The 15,957-nt window shown below is 68.8% G+C and carries 15 protein-coding genes and 2 pseudogenes; 8 read left to right on the top strand and 9 right to left on the bottom strand.

The window, feature by feature from the left end; translation table 11 throughout:
• Window positions 1-39 precede the first annotated feature (39 nt).
• Together ACFYOP_RS08380 and ACFYOP_RS08375 are read left to right on the top strand one after the other, a co-directional pair.
• Entirely contained in the window at window positions 40-939 is a 900-nt protein-coding gene (locus ACFYOP_RS08380; protein ID WP_356891603.1) for a TIGR01777 family oxidoreductase, read from the top strand.
• Between the two features lie 185 nt (window positions 940-1,124).
• A complete protein-coding gene (locus ACFYOP_RS08375; protein ID WP_356891601.1) occupies window positions 1,125-2,483 on the top strand; it encodes an FAD-dependent oxidoreductase in 1,359 nt (452 codons plus the stop codon).
• 320 nt (window positions 2,484-2,803) lie between these two features.
• Here the strand turns inward: ACFYOP_RS08375 and ACFYOP_RS08370 are convergent, their stop codons facing one another.
• Window positions 2,804-4,258, bottom strand: coding sequence for a regulator (locus tag ACFYOP_RS08370; protein WP_356891599.1), 1,455 nt, complete (start codon window positions 4,256-4,258; stop codon window positions 2,804-2,806).
• Window positions 4,259-4,508: 250 nt separating this feature from the next.
• On the opposite strand from ACFYOP_RS08370, the gene lipB reads away from it, so the two are divergent.
• The 4 genes from lipB (at window position 4,509) to ACFYOP_RS08350 (ending at window position 7,641) form a co-directional block, all read left to right on the top strand.
• Window positions 4,509-5,354 carry a lipoyl(octanoyl) transferase LipB gene (gene lipB, locus ACFYOP_RS08365; RefSeq protein ID WP_356891597.1) on the top strand — a complete coding sequence of 282 codons (846 nt, stop codon included), beginning with the start codon at window positions 4,509-4,511 and terminating at the stop codon, window positions 5,352-5,354.
• Window positions 5,355-5,475: 121 nt separating this feature from the next.
• The gene (gene lipA / locus ACFYOP_RS08360; protein WP_356891595.1) at window positions 5,476-6,468 is read left to right on the top strand and encodes a lipoyl synthase; all 993 of its coding nucleotides are present in this window, start codon (window positions 5,476-5,478) and stop codon (window positions 6,466-6,468) included.
• Window positions 6,469-6,705: 237 nt separating this feature from the next.
• On the top strand, window positions 6,706-6,924 hold the full coding sequence (locus ACFYOP_RS08355) for a hypothetical protein (protein WP_356891593.1): 219 nt from the start codon (window positions 6,706-6,708) through the stop codon (window positions 6,922-6,924).
• A 9-nt stretch (window positions 6,925-6,933) separates the two neighbouring features.
• Window positions 6,934-7,641 carry a DUF4191 domain-containing protein gene (locus ACFYOP_RS08350; protein WP_356891591.1) on the top strand — a complete coding sequence of 236 codons (708 nt, stop codon included), beginning with the start codon at window positions 6,934-6,936 and terminating at the stop codon, window positions 7,639-7,641.
• A 120-nt stretch (window positions 7,642-7,761) separates the two neighbouring features.
• On the opposite strand, the gene ACFYOP_RS08345 is transcribed toward ACFYOP_RS08350, so the two are convergent.
• Window positions 7,762-8,229, bottom strand: a complete 468-nt coding sequence (locus ACFYOP_RS08345; RefSeq protein ID WP_356891589.1) for an RDD family protein — start codon at window positions 8,227-8,229, stop codon at window positions 7,762-7,764.
• A 207-nt stretch (window positions 8,230-8,436) separates the two neighbouring features.
• Between ACFYOP_RS08345 and glnA the strand changes: the two genes are divergently transcribed.
• Window positions 8,437-9,846, top strand: coding sequence for a type I glutamate--ammonia ligase (gene glnA / locus ACFYOP_RS08340; protein ID WP_356891587.1), 1,410 nt, complete (start codon window positions 8,437-8,439; stop codon window positions 9,844-9,846).
• A gap of 422 nt (window positions 9,847-10,268) precedes the next feature.
• On the opposite strand, the gene ACFYOP_RS08335 is transcribed toward glnA, so the two are convergent.
• The 3 genes and pseudogenes from ACFYOP_RS08335 to ACFYOP_RS08325 all read right to left on the bottom strand — a co-directional run.
• Window positions 10,269-11,363: a DUF4238 domain-containing protein gene (locus ACFYOP_RS08335; RefSeq protein ID WP_356891585.1), complete on the bottom strand. Its 1,095-nt coding sequence runs from the start codon at window positions 11,361-11,363 to the stop codon at window positions 10,269-10,271.
• Between the two features lie 123 nt (window positions 11,364-11,486).
• Window positions 11,487-11,840: an ASCH domain-containing protein gene (locus ACFYOP_RS08330; RefSeq protein WP_356891583.1), complete on the bottom strand. Its 354-nt coding sequence runs from the start codon at window positions 11,838-11,840 to the stop codon at window positions 11,487-11,489.
• A pseudogene (locus ACFYOP_RS08325) lies at window positions 11,837-12,097 on the bottom strand (hypothetical protein); the annotation flags it as partial. The pseudogene ACFYOP_RS08325 and the gene ACFYOP_RS08330, both read right to left, overlap by 4 nt.
• Before the next feature lie 125 nt (window positions 12,098-12,222).
• Between ACFYOP_RS08325 and ACFYOP_RS08320 the strand changes: the two are divergent.
• A complete protein-coding gene (locus tag ACFYOP_RS08320) occupies window positions 12,223-13,353 on the top strand; it encodes a DUF5677 domain-containing protein (RefSeq protein WP_356891581.1) in 1,131 nt (376 codons plus the stop codon).
• A 204-nt stretch (window positions 13,354-13,557) separates the two neighbouring features.
• Here the strand turns inward: ACFYOP_RS08320 and ACFYOP_RS08315 are convergent, their stop codons facing one another.
• The 4 genes and pseudogenes from ACFYOP_RS08315 to ACFYOP_RS08300 form a co-directional block, all read right to left on the bottom strand.
• A complete protein-coding gene (locus tag ACFYOP_RS08315; protein WP_356891579.1) occupies window positions 13,558-14,058 on the bottom strand; it encodes an NUDIX domain-containing protein in 501 nt (166 codons plus the stop codon).
• A gap of 36 nt (window positions 14,059-14,094) precedes the next feature.
• Window positions 14,095-14,285, bottom strand: a pseudogene (locus ACFYOP_RS08310) (hypothetical protein); the annotation flags it as partial.
• An 87-nt stretch (window positions 14,286-14,372) separates the two neighbouring features.
• The gene (locus ACFYOP_RS08305) at window positions 14,373-14,936 is read right to left on the bottom strand and encodes a peptide deformylase (RefSeq protein WP_356891577.1); all 564 of its coding nucleotides are present in this window, start codon (window positions 14,934-14,936) and stop codon (window positions 14,373-14,375) included.
• Window positions 14,933-15,907 (bottom strand): helix-turn-helix transcriptional regulator, encoded by a 975-nt coding sequence (locus ACFYOP_RS08300; protein ID WP_356891575.1) that lies wholly within the window; start codon window positions 15,905-15,907, stop codon window positions 14,933-14,935. The genes ACFYOP_RS08305 and ACFYOP_RS08300 overlap by 4 nt, the downstream gene beginning before the upstream one ends.
• Window positions 15,908-15,957 lie beyond the last annotated feature (50 nt).

The raw sequence follows: 15,957 nt of genomic DNA, 5'->3' as shown, positions 1-15,957 counted from the left end.
TCACTGTGCCATGAAGGCGGCCGGGGCAGGATGGGGCGCATGCAGAGATCTCGAATCGCCGTCACCGGAGCCTCCGGACTCATCGGCAGGGCGCTGACGCACTCCCTGCGCGCCGACGGGCACGAGGTGGTGCGCCTGGTGCGGCGTCCCCCGAAGGCCGCGGACGAGGTCCGGTGGGACCCGGCGCGGCAGTACGTCGACGTGGCCGGCCTGGCCGGCTGCGACGCCGTCGTGCACCTGGCGGGAGCGGGGGTGGGCGACCACCGCTGGACGGAGGCGTACCGCAAGGAGATCCGCGACAGCCGCGTCCTCGGCACGGCCGCGATCGCGGAGGCCGTCGCCGCCATGGAAGTGCGGCCGCGGGTGCTGGTGAGCGGCAGCGCGGTCGGCTACTACGGCGACACCGGCGGCCGGGCCGTCGACGAGAGCGCGCCGCCGGGGGACGGCTTCCTGCCCGACGTCTGCGTCCAGTGGGAGGAGGCCACCGCCGCCGCGCAGGAGGACGGGGTACGCACGGCCATGGCGCGCACGGGGCTCGTGGTGGCACGGCACGGGGGCGCGTGGGGGCGGATGTTCCCCCTGTTCAAGGCGGGGCTCGGAGGGCGGCTGGGCAGCGGCCGGCAGTACTGGAGCTTCATCTCCCTGCACGACACGGTGGCGGCGCTGCGGCACATCGTGGACACGGAGTCCTTGTCCGGGCCGGTGAACCTGACGGCGCCGGAGCCGGTGACCAACCGGGAGGTCACCGCGGCGATGGGCCGGGTGCTGCGCCGCCCGACGCCGTTCGCGGTGCCGGAGTCGGCGCTGCGGGTGGTGCTCGGCGGACTGGCGGAGGACGTGCTGAGCAGCGGGCGGGTGCTGCCGGGGGCGCTGCTGGGGTCGGGCTTCTCGTTCGCCTTTCCCCGTGTCGACGACGCGATCAGGGCGGCGCTCGCCTAGCGGGAGCGTGGCTGTGCGGCTGGGCGTGCGGCGGGTGGTGTGCGCCCCCGCGCTCCGGTGCTCCGCGATGTGCGCTACCTCCACGGGACCCACACCTCTTTAGTCTCGAACCGAACTCGGGTATTCCTCGGCCCTGTTGGGGGCATGAGCTTCCCACCGGCCGCGCCGACCTCGGGGAGGGGCACGTGCTCAGCACCGCTCATGATGCGGACGTCGTCATCGTCGGGGGCGGCCTCGCCGGCCTCTCGGCGGCCCACCGGCTGACCGGCGCGGGGGTCACCGTCAGCGTCCTGGAGGCCGATCCCGCGATCGGCAGAGCGGCCACCGCGCAGCTCGACGGCTTCCGGCTCGACCGTACGGGCCGGCTGCTCTGCACCTCGTACCCGGAGCTGCGCCGCACGGCGGTGCTCCGGGACGCGGATCTGCGGATGTTCTCCCCCGGTGTGCTGGTCCACAGCGCCGGCCGGCTGCAGCGGACCGGCGAGGTCGGCGGCCCGCGGTGGGGTTCCGGCCCCGGCCGCCGGAGCGTGGGGCGGGGGTCGCCGCCGGGCGCCCAGGGCGCGGGGGTCGCGTTCAGCGTGGCGCGTGCTCTCGCGAGCGCCCCTCGTCCCCGGCAGCTCGACCAGGCCCGGCTGGGGGCCGCTCTGGCCCGCCTCGCCGCGACGCCCGTGGACCGCGTCCTCGCCCGGCCGGAACGTTCCGCCGCGGAGGCGCTGTACGGGCGCGGGCTGCCCCCGCGTACGGTGCACGGCTTTCTGCGTCCGCTGCTGTCGGCGCTGCTGGGCGACCCGGAGCTGACCGGCACCTCCAGCCGGTGCGCCGACCTGGCACTGCTCGGGTACGCACGCGGCCGCTTGTGCGTGCCGGCGGGCGGCGCGGCGACCCTGCACGAACTGCTGGCGGCCGGGCTGCCGGTGGGCTCCGTACGGACGGGGGTCAGGGTCACCGACGTCTCCACGACGTCCGTGACCACGGAAGAGCTCGGGCAGATCCGCTGCCGTTCGGTGCTGCTGGCCACCGGGGCGCGGGCGGCGGCCGCGCTGCTGCCGGGGCTGCGGGTGCCGTCGTACCACCCGGTGACGGTCCTCCACCACACCGCGCCCGAATCCCCGCTCGGGGAGCCGTCGCTGGTGCTGGACGCCGACCGGAGCGGGCCGGTCTCGCACACGGCGGTGATGAGCGAGGTCGATCCGTCGCGGGCGTCGGACGGGCGGGTGCTGATCTCGTCCACGGTTCTCGGCCCGCCGCCGGACGACCTGGACCGCCGGGTGCGGCGGCAGCTGGCGACGCTGTACGGCCGGCCGACGGACGACTGGGAGCTGCTCGCCGTCCACCACGCCCCGGAGGCGATCCCCGCGATGCCGGCCCCGCACGACCTGCGCCGGCCGGTACGGGTCCTCTCCGGCCTCTACGTCTGCGGCGACCACCGCGACACGGGCACGGTCCAGGGCGCGCTCTTCTCGGGCCGCCGGGCGGCGCACGCGATCCTGAACGACTTCGGCATCCGGGTGGGGCGGGCGGCGCCCTTGGCGGCGGCGGCCTGAGCGTTGCTGCGGGCCTGTTCCCCACCCCGCCCCTTCCCGAAACCGGGGCAAGCCCCGGACCCCGGACCCGCAGGGGTGCGACCGGCGCTCCGCCGCGACGTCGGGCCTCGGGGGCTGCGCCCCGACGGGCCGGTCCCCGGCAGGACACGCGCCAGGCCCGCCGCCGGGGTTCCCCGCCGGCATGGTGCCCACGACGGGAACCACTCCTGGCCCTGCCGGCCTTTGAGGCGCGCGGCTCGGAGCAGGCCACCGTGCCCACGGCAGGAGCCGCCTCCAGCCCCGCCGTCGATTGAGGCGCGGGGCCCGGGGCAGCGGCGGGCTCAGCTCAGGGCCGAGACGCGGTCGCGGTATGTGCGGACCGGGGGTGCGTCCCGGTAGGGCTCCAGGCGGCGTTCGAACTCGCGGACGTACTCCGTCGCCCGCACCGACCGCATCTCCGACGCCTGGAGCGCCGCCTCCGCCCCCAGCGCGCACGCCTGGTCCAGCTCCCCCAGTCCGAGCCGGGCCGACGCCAGGACGACCCGGCAGAAGAGGCGGCTGCGGGCGAAGGCGGGGGCCCGTAGCTGCAGGGAGCGTTCCGCGTGCTGCGCCGCGCTCCGGTACTGCCGCAGATCCCGGTGGCAGTGGCTGAACTCGTCCGCGAGCTGCGCCTCGTCGAAGGCGCGCGCCCAGTACGGCACGTCGTCCCCGGGCCGTGCCGCCTCGAGCGCGCGCTCGGCCCGTACGAGCGCGGACGTGCAGGCCCGCGCGTCGCCCAGGACCCCGTGGCCGCGGGCCTCCGCGCTGTGCAGCAGCGACTGGACCAGCGGCGGCGCCGAGGGGCCCACGCCCTGCTGGGCGACCCGGGTCAGCTGCACGGCCTCGCGGCCGTGGCCGAGGTAGACGGCCTGCCGGCTCATGGTGACCAGTACGTACGAGCCGTAGGCCCGGTCCCCCGCCGCCTGGGAGAGCCGCAGGGCCTGGACGAAGTACCGCTGCGCGAGCCCGTGCGCCGCGATGTCGTACGAGGTCCAGCCGGCGAGCCTGGTCAGGTCGGCGGCCGCCGCGAACAGCCGCCGCCCGGTCGTCTCGCCGTACCTGCCGCGCAGCATCGGCTCGGCCTCGTGCTCCAGATAGCGCACAAGGGCCTGCCGGGCGTGCCCTCCGCCGTACGCGTGGTCGAGGGCGCGGAACAACTCGCCGACCGAGCGCAGCGCGGCGATGTCGCCGCCGGAGACCTTCTGGCCGGGCCCCCGGTCGGTCGCGCCGCGCTGCCGTGGCACGGCCACCCTGGTGCCCTGCTGGGGGACGCGGCCGGAGCCGGTGGGCGGGCCCGCCGCGGCGCGGCCCACGCACTCGTCGGCGCGGCCGATCAGCCAGTCGCGGCTCGGCACGACCAGTCCGGCCGGGGTGAACGCGATCTTGCGGAGTTCGGCGTGGCTGCCGGAGTCCTTGCGCCACAGGCCGCTGACGATGTCCACGGCCTCCTCGGGCGTGGCGGCGAACTCCAGCCCCGCGTAGACGGGGGCGCAGGCGTCCAGCCCCAGGTCCTGGGCGGAGAGCCGGCGGCCGAGTCTGCGGGTGAACACCTCGGCGATCAGCGCGGGCGTCGTGCCGCGCGGTTGCTGCCCGCGGAGCCAGCGGGTCACGGACGTCTTGTCGTACCGGAGGTCCAGGCCGTGTTCGAGGCCCAGCTGGTCCACTCTGCGGGCGAGACCGGCGTGCGAGAAGCCGGCCTCCGCGATGAGCGCGGCGAGCTGCCGGTTGGGGGTGCGCTGGATGGTCCGTTCCGTCATCGGTAGTGGCGTCTCCTGCCTTCCGGGCCGGGAGCAGCCCTCAAGGAACGGCGCGAATTTAGCGGGCCTCCACGGCTGTTCCGCCACCTTCGCCCCAGATTCATCCGATCGTGTGAGGATTGACGGCAGCACTGACCGCTGCGCTGACGGGCACGAACGGGTACGACCTGCCCGGCCGCGGCGTTCGCACCCGCCGTACAGTGGCTGGGTCCCGGTCACCACCGGGCAGACGTTCGAGGGAGGCACAGCCGTGAGTGAGCTGCGGTTCGTCCGACTGGGATTCGGCGAGGACGCCGTCGAGTACCGGGAGGCGTGGCAGAAGCAGCGCGAGGTCCACGCCGCCCGCTTCGCGGACGAGATCCCGGACACGTGTCTGCTGCTGGAGCACCTGCCGGTCTACACGGCGGGCCGGCGCACCGAGGACAGCGAGCGCCCCCTCGACGGGACGCCGGTCATCGACGTGGACCGCGGCGGGAAGATCACCTGGCACGGCCCCGGCCAGCTGGTGGGCTACCCGATCCTCAAGCTTCCGCGCCCCGTGGACGTCATCGCGCACGTACGCCGCCTCGAGGACGCCCTGATCGCCACCTGCGCCGAGTTCGGCGTGGAGACGAGCCGGGTCGAGGGGCGCAGTGGTGTGTGGGTGCTCGGCGATCCCGTGGAGGAGCGCCCGTCGTTCGGCGGGCTGTCGCTCGACTTCGACCCCCGGCTGCAGGACGACGAGTTCGACCCGCGGCTGAACGGCCCGGAGTACGCCCCGTCCAACGCGGGCCAGCGCCGGGAGGACCGCAAGCTCGCGGCGATCGGCATCCGTATCGCCAAGGGCGTCTCGATGCACGGCTTCTCGCTGAACGTGAACCCGGACAACACCTGGTTCGACCGGATCGTGCCGTGCGGCATCCGCGACGCGGGCGTGGCCTCACTGGCGAACGAGCTGGGCCGGGACATCACGATCGAGGAGGTGCTGCCCGTGGTGGAGCGGCAGCTGCGTGAGGTCATGGAGACCGCGGTGCTGCTGCCGCGCGAGGTCGGGACGGCGGAGCCCGGTACGCCGGGCACCGGGATGCCGGCCGGGGCCGAGAGGGCCCCCGTCTGACGGCCGCCGGGCCCCGGCAGGAATGCCGACCGCGGGCCACAGGTTGGCCGAACGTAAGGCCGCACTTTTAACGGGCGTACCCTGGTGTTCGCCACAGAATCGAAGCTGTAGGGAGCCGGTCGTGTCCGCAGTCGCACCCGACGGACGCAAAATGCTGCGCCTGGAGGTCCGCAACAGCCAGACCCCCATCGAGCGCAAGCCCGAGTGGATCAAGACCCGGGCGAAGATGGGCCCCGAGTACAACCAGCTGCAGAAACTGGTCAAGAGCGAGGGTCTGCACACGGTCTGCCAGGAGGCGGGCTGTCCCAACATCTTCGAGTGCTGGGAGGACCGCGAGGCGACCTTCCTCATCGGTGGCGACCAGTGCACCCGACGCTGCGACTTCTGCCAGATCGACACCGGCAAGCCGCAGGCACTCGACCGCGACGAGCCGCGCCGCGTCGGCGAGTCCGTCGTCACGATGGACCTGAACTACGCCACGATCACCGGCGTCGCCCGCGACGACCTGGACGACGGCGGCGCCTGGCTGTACGCGGAGACCGTGCGCCAGATCCACGGGCAGACGGCGGACCGCGAGGCGGGCCGCACCAAGGTCGAGCTGCTGATCCCGGACTTCAACGCGGTGCCCGAGCAGCTGGCCGAGGTCTTCTCCTCGCGCCCCGAGGTGCTCGCGCACAACGTCGAGACGGTGCCGCGGATCTTCAAGCGGATCCGTCCCGGTTTCCGTTACGAGCGCTCGCTCGAGGTCATCACCCGCGCCCGTGAGGCGGGCCTGGTGACGAAGTCGAACCTGATCCTCGGCATGGGCGAGACCCGCGAGGAGGTCAGCGACGCACTGCGGCACCTGTACGACGCCGGCTGCGAGCTGATCACCATCACCCAGTACCTGCGCCCGTCCGTGCGCCACCACCCCGTGGAGCGCTGGGTGAAGCCGCACGAGTTCGTGGAGCTGAAGGACGAGGCCGACGAGATCGGCTACTCCGGCGTGATGTCGGGTCCGCTGGTCCGTTCCTCGTACCGGGCCGGCCGGCTCTTCCAGCAGGCGATGGAGGCGCGCGCCGCCACGGGCGAGGCGGGTGCCGAGCAGGCGGGTGCCGCCGCACAGGGCGTGTGAATTCAGGCACAAGCAACTACCGGCCGGTAATGGCCGAATGGACGCGGTCCGCACTCTCCCCGCAGGTCGGGGGCCGGGTGCGGGCCGCGTTCTCGTCCGTGGGGGCGCCACCAACCGGGAATTCCCCCTTCATCAGCGTTTGACCGGCCGGTCACGCACTGGTAACACCAGTCAGTGACGCTGAACTCACGCACAGCTCCCGCTCACCGCCACTCACCCCGAGGGGGAACCGCCACCATGCAGGCCGCGCCGGTACGTCACGTCAGGGCCAACCCGATCCCGTCCGTCACCGGCGCGCTGCGCGCCATGGAGGCCCTCCTGCTGAGCGGCGGCCAGCGCACGGCCCGCCGCAACGCGTGGTCGGCGGTGCTCGAGGACCGCCGCCGGGCCAAGGACCGGGTGGAGGCTCAGCACGTACTGGAGGCCGCGGCGACCCGCACCTCGCAGGCCACGTAAACTTCCGGTATGGCGAGGAAGGCAAATTCAGACAGCGCTGACGCTGCTGCGGAACCGGGGCGACTGAAGCAGATCGCCCTGACGTACAAGATGACCCGGAAGGCCGACCCGAAGGTCGGTCTTGTCGTCGCGGGTGTGGGAATCGTCACCTTCGGTGTCTTCCTCGGGATCGGCTTCCTGATCGGTCACCCCATTTACCTGGGCATCCTCGGCTTCGTGCTGGCTTTCCTGGCGATGGCGATCATCTTCGGGCGGCGCGCCGAGCGGGCGGCCTTCGGGCAGATGGAGGGCCAGCCGGGCGCGGCGGCCGCCGTGCTGCAGAACGTCGGCCGCGGCTGGAGCACGACCCCGGCGGTGGCGATGAACCGCAACCAGGACGTCGTGCACCGGGCGGTCGGCAAGGCCGGCATCGTGCTGGTGGCCGAGGGCAACCCGAACCGGCTGAGGTCCCTGCTGGCGGCCGAGAAGAAGAAGATGAACCGCATCGTCGTGGACGTCCCCGTGCACGACATCATCGTCGGCGACGGCGAGGGTCAGGTGCCGCTGAAGAAGGTGCGCACCACGATGCTCAAGCTCCCGCGGGTGCTCAGCGGTCCCCAGGTGACGGCGGCCAACGACCGGCTGCGCGCGATGGGCGACCTGATGAGCAACATGCCGCTTCCGAAGGGGCCGATGCCGAAGGGTATGCGGATGCCACGCGGCGGCAAGATGCGCTGACGCGCCCTACGACGACACATGAGGCGGGGCCCGGACGATCGTCCGGGCCCCGCCTCATGTGTCGTCCTGTGCCTTCATGGGACCGTCGGTCCCGCGGAGCGGACCCGTAGCCGGACGGGATCAGCTCCGTACCTGCACCGCGCGGGCGAGGCGGTCGTGCAGACCGCGCCCGTCCCGGTCCCAGACGAGCGCCGGGATCGCGAGACACAGCAGCACACTGCGTACGAGGGCCCACCCGAAGCCGAGGCGGCCGCCGTTCTCGGAGACGAGCCGCAGGCCGAGGAGCCGCTTGCCGGGCGTGAACCCCACGGTGCCGACGGTGAGCACGCTCAGCGTGAAGAAGATGACGAGCGCCCAGTTGCCGGCCGCCTGCTGATCACGCCCCGCGAACAGTTGGTATGCGATCAGGAAACAGAGTCCCCAGTCGATGAAGATCGCTCCGAAGCGGCGCCCGACGGGGGCGACGGAGCCCGGTCCCTCCTCGGGCAGACCGAGCCGCCGGCCCCGGTGTCCGAAGTCGACGCCCATGTCCTCCGCGGCCGCGCGGGGCCCGGAGAGCCACGATCCGATTGCTTGCCTGTTGTCCACCCGTCCACGGTACTGCGCCCCGTTTCACCCGCCTGCGCCCGGGGCCGTTCCCGCACTGTGACCCTCGTCCGGTTAACTTCGTCGAAACAAATGGGTCATGCTGGAGAAATGCCGTCCGCCTACGGTCGAGACCAGCGTGTGCCACCGCACTGGCCTCACGGACGAGCTGCAACCCCGCCCCTCCCGGGTGGGAGTAGGAGGAGTTGGATGTTCCAGAACGCCGATGACGTCAAGAAGTTCATCGCGGACGAGGACGTCAAGTTCATCGATGTCCGCTTCTGCGACCTGCCCGGTGTGATGCAGCACTTCACGATCCCGGCAGCGGCGTTCGACCCGACCGAGGAGCTCGCCTTCGACGGCTCGTCGATCCGCGGCTTCCAGGCCATCCACGAGTCCGACATGGCGCTCCGTGCCGACCTGTCGACGGCCCGTGTCGACCCGTTCCGCCGCGACAAGACGGTCAACATCAACTTCTTCATCCACGACCCGATCACCGGCGAGCAGTACAGCCGTGACCCGCGGAACGTGGCGAAGAAGGCCGAGGCATACCTCGCCTCCACCGGCATCGCCGACACCGCGTACTTCGGCCCCGAGGCCGAGTTCTACGTCTTCGACAACGTGCGCTTCCAGACCTCGGCGAACGAGTCGTTCTACCACATCGACTCCGAGGCGGGCGCCTGGAACACCGGCGCCATCGAGAACAACCGCGGCTACAAGGTCCGCTACAAGGGCGGCTACTTCCCGGCCCCGCCGGTCGACCACTTCGCCGACCTGCGCGCGGAGATCTCGCTGGAGCTGGACAAGAACGGCCTCCAGGTCGAGCGCCAGCACCACGAGGTCGGCACCGCCGGCCAGGCCGAGATCAACTACAAGTTCAACACGCTGCTCGCCGCGGCCGACGACCTGATGCTCTTCAAGTACATCGTGAAGAACGTCGCCTGGCGCAACGGCAAGACCGCGACCTTCATGCCGAAGCCGATCTTCGGCGACAACGGCTCGGGCATGCACGTCCACCAGTCCCTGTGGCAGGGCGGCGACCCGCTGTTCTACGACGAGCAGGGCTACGCGGGCCTCTCGGACACCGCCCGGTACTACATCGGCGGCATCCTCAAGCACGCCCCGTCGCTGCTGGCCTTCACCAACCCGACGGTGAACTCGTACCACCGCCTGGTCCCCGGCTTCGAGGCCCCGGTCAACCTGGTCTACTCGCAGCGCAACCGTTCCGCCGCGATGCGTATCCCGATCACCGGCTCGAACCCGAAGGCCAAGCGCGTCGAGTTCCGCGCCCCGGACCCGTCGTCCAACCCGTACCTGGCCTTCTCGGCGCTGCTCCTCGCGGGCCTCGACGGCGTCAAGAACAAGATCGAGCCGGCCGAGCCGATCGACAAGGACCTCTACGAGCTGGCCCCCGAGGAGCACGCGGGCGTCCCGCAGGTCCCGACCTCGCTCCCGGCCGTCCTGGACGCCCTCGAGGCGGACAACGAGTACCTGCTCGCCGGCGGCGTCTTCACGTCCGACCTGATCGAGACGTGGATCGACTACAAGCGCACGAACGAGATCGCCCCGATCCAGCTGCGCCCGCACCCGCACGAGTTCGAGCTGTACTTCGACATCTAAGAGGCGGGGTCGCGCGACCTGGGCGGAAGACCTGTAAACATGCTGTGACCTGCGAAAACTCTTCTCAGCAGTTCTCACTGTCACCGCTTGTTTCCGCCCCCTTGTGCACCGAGTGTGCACCGCCCGGCCACTTCTCTGACGTGATGTCAGAACGCTGCGAGGGCCGCTACCCCCATAGTCGGGGTAGCGGCCCTCGCTGGCTCGTCCGGACTCTGTGTACGGCGGCAGCCTTCTTCGTCTCCTAGTAATGGGCCGGGTCGGTGACCTGCGGGGTTTGATGCCGCAGGTCGCTGACCTGGACTTTTGGTGATGGCTGGCGATGGGGTGCGACGGTCCTGATCGGGTGTCTTGCGGACTGTGTGCGGACTGGCGCTGGACCGCGGGCGAGTGGGGGAGTCACATCCTCCGCAGGACTGCTGGTCTCACTTGCCAGTCGTTGGTCGGCGGCGTCCAGGGATTGGCCAAGGCAGGTCGTCGATTGTCATGCCATTTTCTCGATCTCCCGGAGGAGTTGCCTCCGACATGGCCCGCAGGCTTGCTTCCGGAATATTACTAAAGAGTCCTTCTTCGCGGATAAGTCCGTCGGTGTTGGACATTGAAGGCCGGTCGCGCGTCGCAGGCTGGGGAAGGTAGATTCCTTGAAGCGGCGATTCCTCGGGGTGGTGATATATGTACTTTCGCGCCCCCATGACTGTTTCCTGGTTGATGCTTCGTGCGATCTTAGTCGATCCCGAAACGGTGAAGTCAGGTATCTCCATGTCCTCCCGGAGGTTTTTCGGTTGGATTGTGAGGGCGTGGCGGCGGCTGAGTGGAACCAAGAATAGGTCGGCCGTAAAGATGCCCACTCCCTGCCATGCGGGATAATCAGGGGCGACGACAAGAGAAACCGGGTGATCGGATGTAATGATGGAGCGTCGGGTGAATTTGTACAGCGTCCACTGGCAGTCGTTGAGGTAAGTAGAAGTGCTGGGTAGGAGATTCATCAGCAACCGGATGTGGTCGTTGGCGTCGGCTGCCATGTCGGGTCCACCTGGTTTGGTCAGGTCGTGCCACTCAATATCCAGCTCCTCATCGGAAACAACCCGTTCCTCGGCCTCCTGAATAAGTGAGCGCAGCGCCTCTTTCCCGGAGACTCCAACGAGGAGTCGGATCATTTCTGCGTTGTGATTCTTCTGATTCTGCCGTATTTGCTCAGCCCTTAGGTGCTGCAGCGCAATCCACGTGGCGAAAGACTTCCGATGTTCACCTTGGATCGGCCAAGTCCCGGAGAGGATAAGTTTCAGCGCCTCGGCGGCAGAGCCTTCGATTTTACTGAAGCCCTTCTCGAAGAAGTCTGACAAAGAGCCATCGGGAAGCGTTACCGTGTAGAAGTCCTTAATTACGCTCGCGTCGCCGGTTGAGAGAATGGGCGCAGGGTCGCCAGGAAGTGAAACTCGGCGTATTCTCCCCGCGTCATCTGCGAAGCCGTTCAAGTAGAACCTGGAGACGGTGTGCTGTCGTCTAACTCGGTTGCTCAAGCCTTACCCCTGGGTCTGGTTGAGGAAGTGAATGGGCGGTGGGATGTGAGTGAGGATCGTGCCGCGCTTACGAGACTGAGCCGGGGGCGAACCAACTTCCTTCGTTAACACACGCTTGGATCCCTACAGGGCGCACTCAATCTGGATGGCGAGGGCGCCGAGGGCTTCCTTCTCGGGGCCGTAGATGGTGCGGATGCTGGCGAGTTGCTGGTCGCGACTGGCGGTGGCGTTGACGTTGGCCGGGCCTTCGCCGTCGAGGAGGGCTTCGAAGTCCGGGTACTCGGTGACGCGGAGGACCTGCACGTCGCAGGTCTCGTCGGTGTCCTTGATGCGGAATCGGATGGTGTCGCCGGCGGTGAGCTCGGCGAGGTGCGGGTACTTGACCCGCACCTCGATGGTCTTGGTGCCCGCGGCGACGAGCTCGAAGTACTGGCGGTAGAGGTTGAGTTCGTGGACGCGGGCGGTGCGGTCGGTCATCGGGACTGGACGCTCCTGGGGGATGGTGTGGTGATCAGGCGGCCGATCTCGGCGGCCGAGTACGAGTGGAAGAAGTGGCGGGGGTCGGAGAGCAGGGTCTCGGCCATGGCGAGCAGCTGGTCGGCGTACTCGGTGACGGTGCCGGGCCACTGCCGGGTGTCGAGCATCCAAGGGGCGGCGCCCTCGGGCAAGGGGGCACGGCCTTCTCGTGTGAGGGATTTCGACAGCTTGGCGCCGGTCATGGTCACGACCGGGGGCTTCAGCTGCGCGGAGTCGCCGGGCAGCAGGCTCGCTCCTGCCGATTTGATCAGGCTCGGAAAATGTGTGCAGTCTCAGCCGTCCCGAGTTAAGGTACGGCAGAACTTACGCCAGAGGGACCACCATGCTCGGAAAGTTCAAACGCTCGCGTCACGTCGACGCCGATTTCCTCACGCACGCAATCGAAGATGCTGTGCTGGACCAGATCCGAAAAGGTTTGGATCCTGAGCGCGTCAGCGACCTGATCTCCATCGCGGTCCCCGATGTGATCAACGAATTGGCGCCTCAATTGGCCACCGCGATGATGAAAGACAAGCGGACGCTCCGAGTGAATAAGCGCATAGATCGTAGGTTCGATCGGAGACTCCAGAAGAAGTGGGGTAAAGCCCTCGATCTTTACAGGGTCCTTCATTCGGTGTGTGCCGAATTGGGTGAGAAGGCAGCGCGCAAGGAGAGGGAGAGCCTGGCACCCGCTCAGGAGCACACGCTGGAAGCCCTTACGGGTCTTCATGTCACCGCTAGCCGCGTAGCAGGCGAGGTTCTTACTCTTCTCTCGCATGGGCATCCAAGGGGCGCCATGGCGCGATGCCGCACGCTTCATGAGACGGCTGTCATCGCTTGCGTGATTGCAGACGCAGTCGCCGACCCTGACCACCATGACCTGGCCGAACGATTTCTTGATCACGAGATCGTTGGCTTGAGGCGCGACGCTCTCCAGTTCCAAAAAGATCACGTAACTCTTGGCGAGGAGCCGCTTGAGCAGGCGTACGTTGACGAACTCGAAAAACGGTACGCTGAAGTGCTCGAGAAATATGGGCAGGACTTCAAGCGTGATTACGGATGGGCCAAGAGATTTTCACCCGACGATAACCTTCGCAAGCTGGAGGAGAAATCCTCCCTGAGTCATGTGCGCCCCTATTACCAATGGGCAAGCAGTGAGGTGCATTGTGGCGCCAGGGGGCTCGGTCAGAACTTCATAGAATACCGAGGGCTTGTCCTGCGGGATGTCGGAAAGGTCAATGTAGGGCTTATCGATCCGGCGGTCATGGCGCTCAACTCGTTGATTCAAGTTACGTTCTCTCTTGCAGTTAGTGGAGCTCCGGAAGGTTCAGATGTTGAGGCGCTTCTTTGCGCGCGGGCGATTGAGGAAATGAGGTCGACTTGTTCGCGCGCCTTCATGGATGCGCAACTCGAAATTGATCGCGCCGAGGAACGAATCCTGAAGCGCATGCAGAGGAAGAATCCCAGCCGCTGAGTGACAGCGTCTGCTTGCCACTGACTTTGCGTCGGGTGGACGCGGGGTCAGCTTTGCCAAGATCGCACCGGCGTCCTCGACGAGGGGTGCTGCCGTCCTCCACTAATGCATGCTCTGCTGAGAACGGGATCGCCGCCCTACCAGGAGGCGGGTTCAATTGGCGAAGGGCCGCCCTGGCAACTGGTCGGGCTGCAGTTGACGCTTCTAATGCCAGCCGTCGAGGGAGACCTCCGGGCCTCCCGCGAGGTATCGGTGAAGGGCGCTTGAAGTGGTGTCGACGAAATTCTCGGGTACTGCGTCGGCGTCGACCCACCGGACCTGGGAGTGCTTGCGGGGTTCGCGGTTCTCGGGTTCGCCGGTCCAGTCGTGGGCGGCGAAGACCACGGTGAGGAAGCCGTTGGGGGCTTCGACGCCCCAGGCGCCGTGGATGATGTGGGCGACCTTCAGGGCCTCCGGTTTCACGGTCAGGCCCGTCTCTTCGAACAGCTCACGGGCTGCGGTCTCGGTGATCGGCTCGCCGGGCTCGCTCTTGCCGACGGGGAGGTCCCACATGCCCTGGGCGAACTTGGCGTTCTCGCTGCGCTGGAGGAGGACGACGCGGTTAGCGGCCTGGTCGTGGACGATGACGGCGGCGACCAGAAGGGTCATGGATTCGAGGGCGGGCTCGAGGACTTCGGGCTTTTCGTCGGTTGTCCGCTGGGCCACGGCTAGTGTCCCTTCGTCGGCCGGTTGGTGGGCAGCTTAGGCCAGCGCTGCGCGGGCGCGGCGGACGCGTTCGGCGGCCCCAGGCACGCTGCGGCGCGGGTGGATGGTGAGTGCGGAGCGGAGCGAGGTGATCACCTTGCGGGTGCGGTCGCAGGTCATGCCCTCCATGAGGGTCGGGGCTGGGACCAGGCTGCCACGGCCTCGTCTGCGCGCGCCCGGGCGGCGAGGTCGGGCGTCGACGCGCACACCACCAGTGGCCCCGGTGGTGCCGCCTGATCCCGGACTCGTCCTCGTTGGCCGCCGGCCTGGCACTCCTACTCGTACGCCCAGGCTCGGCCGGTCTGGCGGTATTCCTCCACGGGGATCGGTTCGACGCCCGTTCGCATGCGGGCGGAGTAGAGCAGTCCGTCGAGGTGGTCGATCTCGTGGTGGATGAGGCGGGCGAGGCCGCGTTCGTACACGGTGGTCACGGTCTCGCCGGTCAGGGCCGTGGTCTCCACCATGATCTTCAGGGGGCGGGGGACGAGGCCGCGGACGTCGAAGAAGCTCAGGCAGCCTTCGTACTGTTCGTCCATCTCGTCGGACCTGTCGGCAATCTTCGGGTTGAGCAGGATGATGGCAGGGGCGTCGCCGGGTGGCTGGACGACTGCGGCGGCTCGTGCGATGCCGATCTGCGGGGCCGCGATGCCCATGCCCTTGGCGAAGGGGTGGACCTGGCCGATCCGTTCCATGGCGGCGAACAGTTCGTCCGTGATGCGTTCGGCCCCGTCACGCTCGGCGGGCAGGTCGAAGGCGCGGGCCGGTTCGGCGAGGATGCCGGCGCCGTGTTGGACGACGCCGAGGTCTCGCATCTGCTGGCTGGGCCGCACGTCAATCACCTGAACTCCCCTTGATCTGTGTCGCGTTCGGTTCGTGCCCGAAACCGCCACTCCAGACGGTACCGAGCGTGCAGGGCGGGTGTAGTCGTGATCCACGTGAATTGCCGTAGTTCACCGTCGTCGCTGGGGACGGGAGGGGTTCGCAGCGGGGAGGCTTCGGCGGTCATGGAGGTCTCGGTGCCCCACACGACGGGGTCGAGGGTGGCGGGGAAGGCGAGCTGGACTTCCAGTTGCTCGGTGGGCAGGCGGACGGCTCGCTGGAACCAGTTGCCCCATTTGTCGTCGCCGACGGTGTAGGCGTACTCGATCCACACGGACTCGCCGGGGTAGAGGGGGAAGCGGCCGTGTTCGTTGTCGAACAGCAGCCAGACTTCCTTGAAGGCGTCGCGGTCGTGCTTGGCCTGCCACCGCATCGCCTCGCCCCGGCAGGTGGCGGTGAGGTCGAGTTCGTCCCAGGTCAGCGGGTGGGCTCGGTAGTGCGCGTTGGACTGCTCAGGGTCGCCGGGGTAGCGGTCCACGGAGATTCGGATCAGGTAGCGGGTCACCGGCTCGCCGCCGGTGTTCCTCAGCCGTCGGCGCATGGTCAGCCGGTACGAGGTGCCGTCGTACTGGAGCCGTGCCGCGTCGTGTTCCACGACGAGGGCCGATCCGGTCGCATACGGCTGTTCGGGCCTGCGCTGGCCGGGCGGCGCCGCCGCTGGCCGCCGGGTACGGGCCTTTGCCTGCTCGTAGTCGCACCAGCGTCTCCAGATCGCCTTCCCGGCGTTCAGTGACTCGTCGGCGAGACGTGAGAACTCCTCGCTGGGCTTGTGGCGGCCCGACTCCACGTGGCTGACGTAGGACGGGTCGAAGCCCATGGCCAGCGCTAACGCCCTCTTGGACATGCCGCGCACTTCCCGCCAGCGCGCCACCTCGGCCGCGTAGTCCTCGGCCGCCTGCTCGGCGGTAATCTCCTCGCCTTGCGCTTCCATCGAAGCCCCGCGTCATCGTTGGTGAGCATGAATGAACCGTGAGTGATCCA

It is taken from the genome of Streptomyces sp. NPDC006294 (genome assembly GCF_042870895.1).
Classification (GTDB): domain Bacteria; phylum Actinomycetota; class Actinomycetes; order Streptomycetales; family Streptomycetaceae; genus Streptomyces.
Note: the sequence above shows the minus strand (reverse complement) of the source record. Positions and strands in the feature narration are given on the sequence as shown.

What these genes read in the sequence shown, in the direction of transcription:
- glnA (WP_356891587.1), top strand. Translation starts at nt 8,437, where the DNA reads ATGTTCCAGAACGCCGATGACGTCAAGAAGTTCATCGCGGACGAGGAC.
- ACFYOP_RS08320 (WP_356891581.1), top strand. Translation starts at nt 12,223, where the DNA reads ATGCTCGGAAAGTTCAAACGCTCGCGTCACGTCGACGCCGATTTCCTC.
- ACFYOP_RS08370 (WP_356891599.1), bottom strand. Translation starts at nt 4,258, where the DNA reads ATGACGGAACGGACCATCCAGCGCACCCCCAACCGGCAGCTCGCCGCG.
- ACFYOP_RS08330 (WP_356891583.1), bottom strand. Translation starts at nt 11,840, where the DNA reads ATGACCGACCGCACCGCCCGCGTCCACGAACTCAACCTCTACCGCCAG.
- ACFYOP_RS08380 (WP_356891603.1), top strand. Translation starts at nt 40, where the DNA reads ATGCAGAGATCTCGAATCGCCGTCACCGGAGCCTCCGGACTCATCGGC.
- ACFYOP_RS08350 (WP_356891591.1), top strand. Translation starts at nt 6,934, where the DNA reads ATGGCGAGGAAGGCAAATTCAGACAGCGCTGACGCTGCTGCGGAACCG.
- ACFYOP_RS08355 (WP_356891593.1), top strand. Translation starts at nt 6,706, where the DNA reads ATGCAGGCCGCGCCGGTACGTCACGTCAGGGCCAACCCGATCCCGTCC.
- ACFYOP_RS08300 (WP_356891575.1), bottom strand. Translation starts at nt 15,907, where the DNA reads ATGGAAGCGCAAGGCGAGGAGATTACCGCCGAGCAGGCGGCCGAGGAC.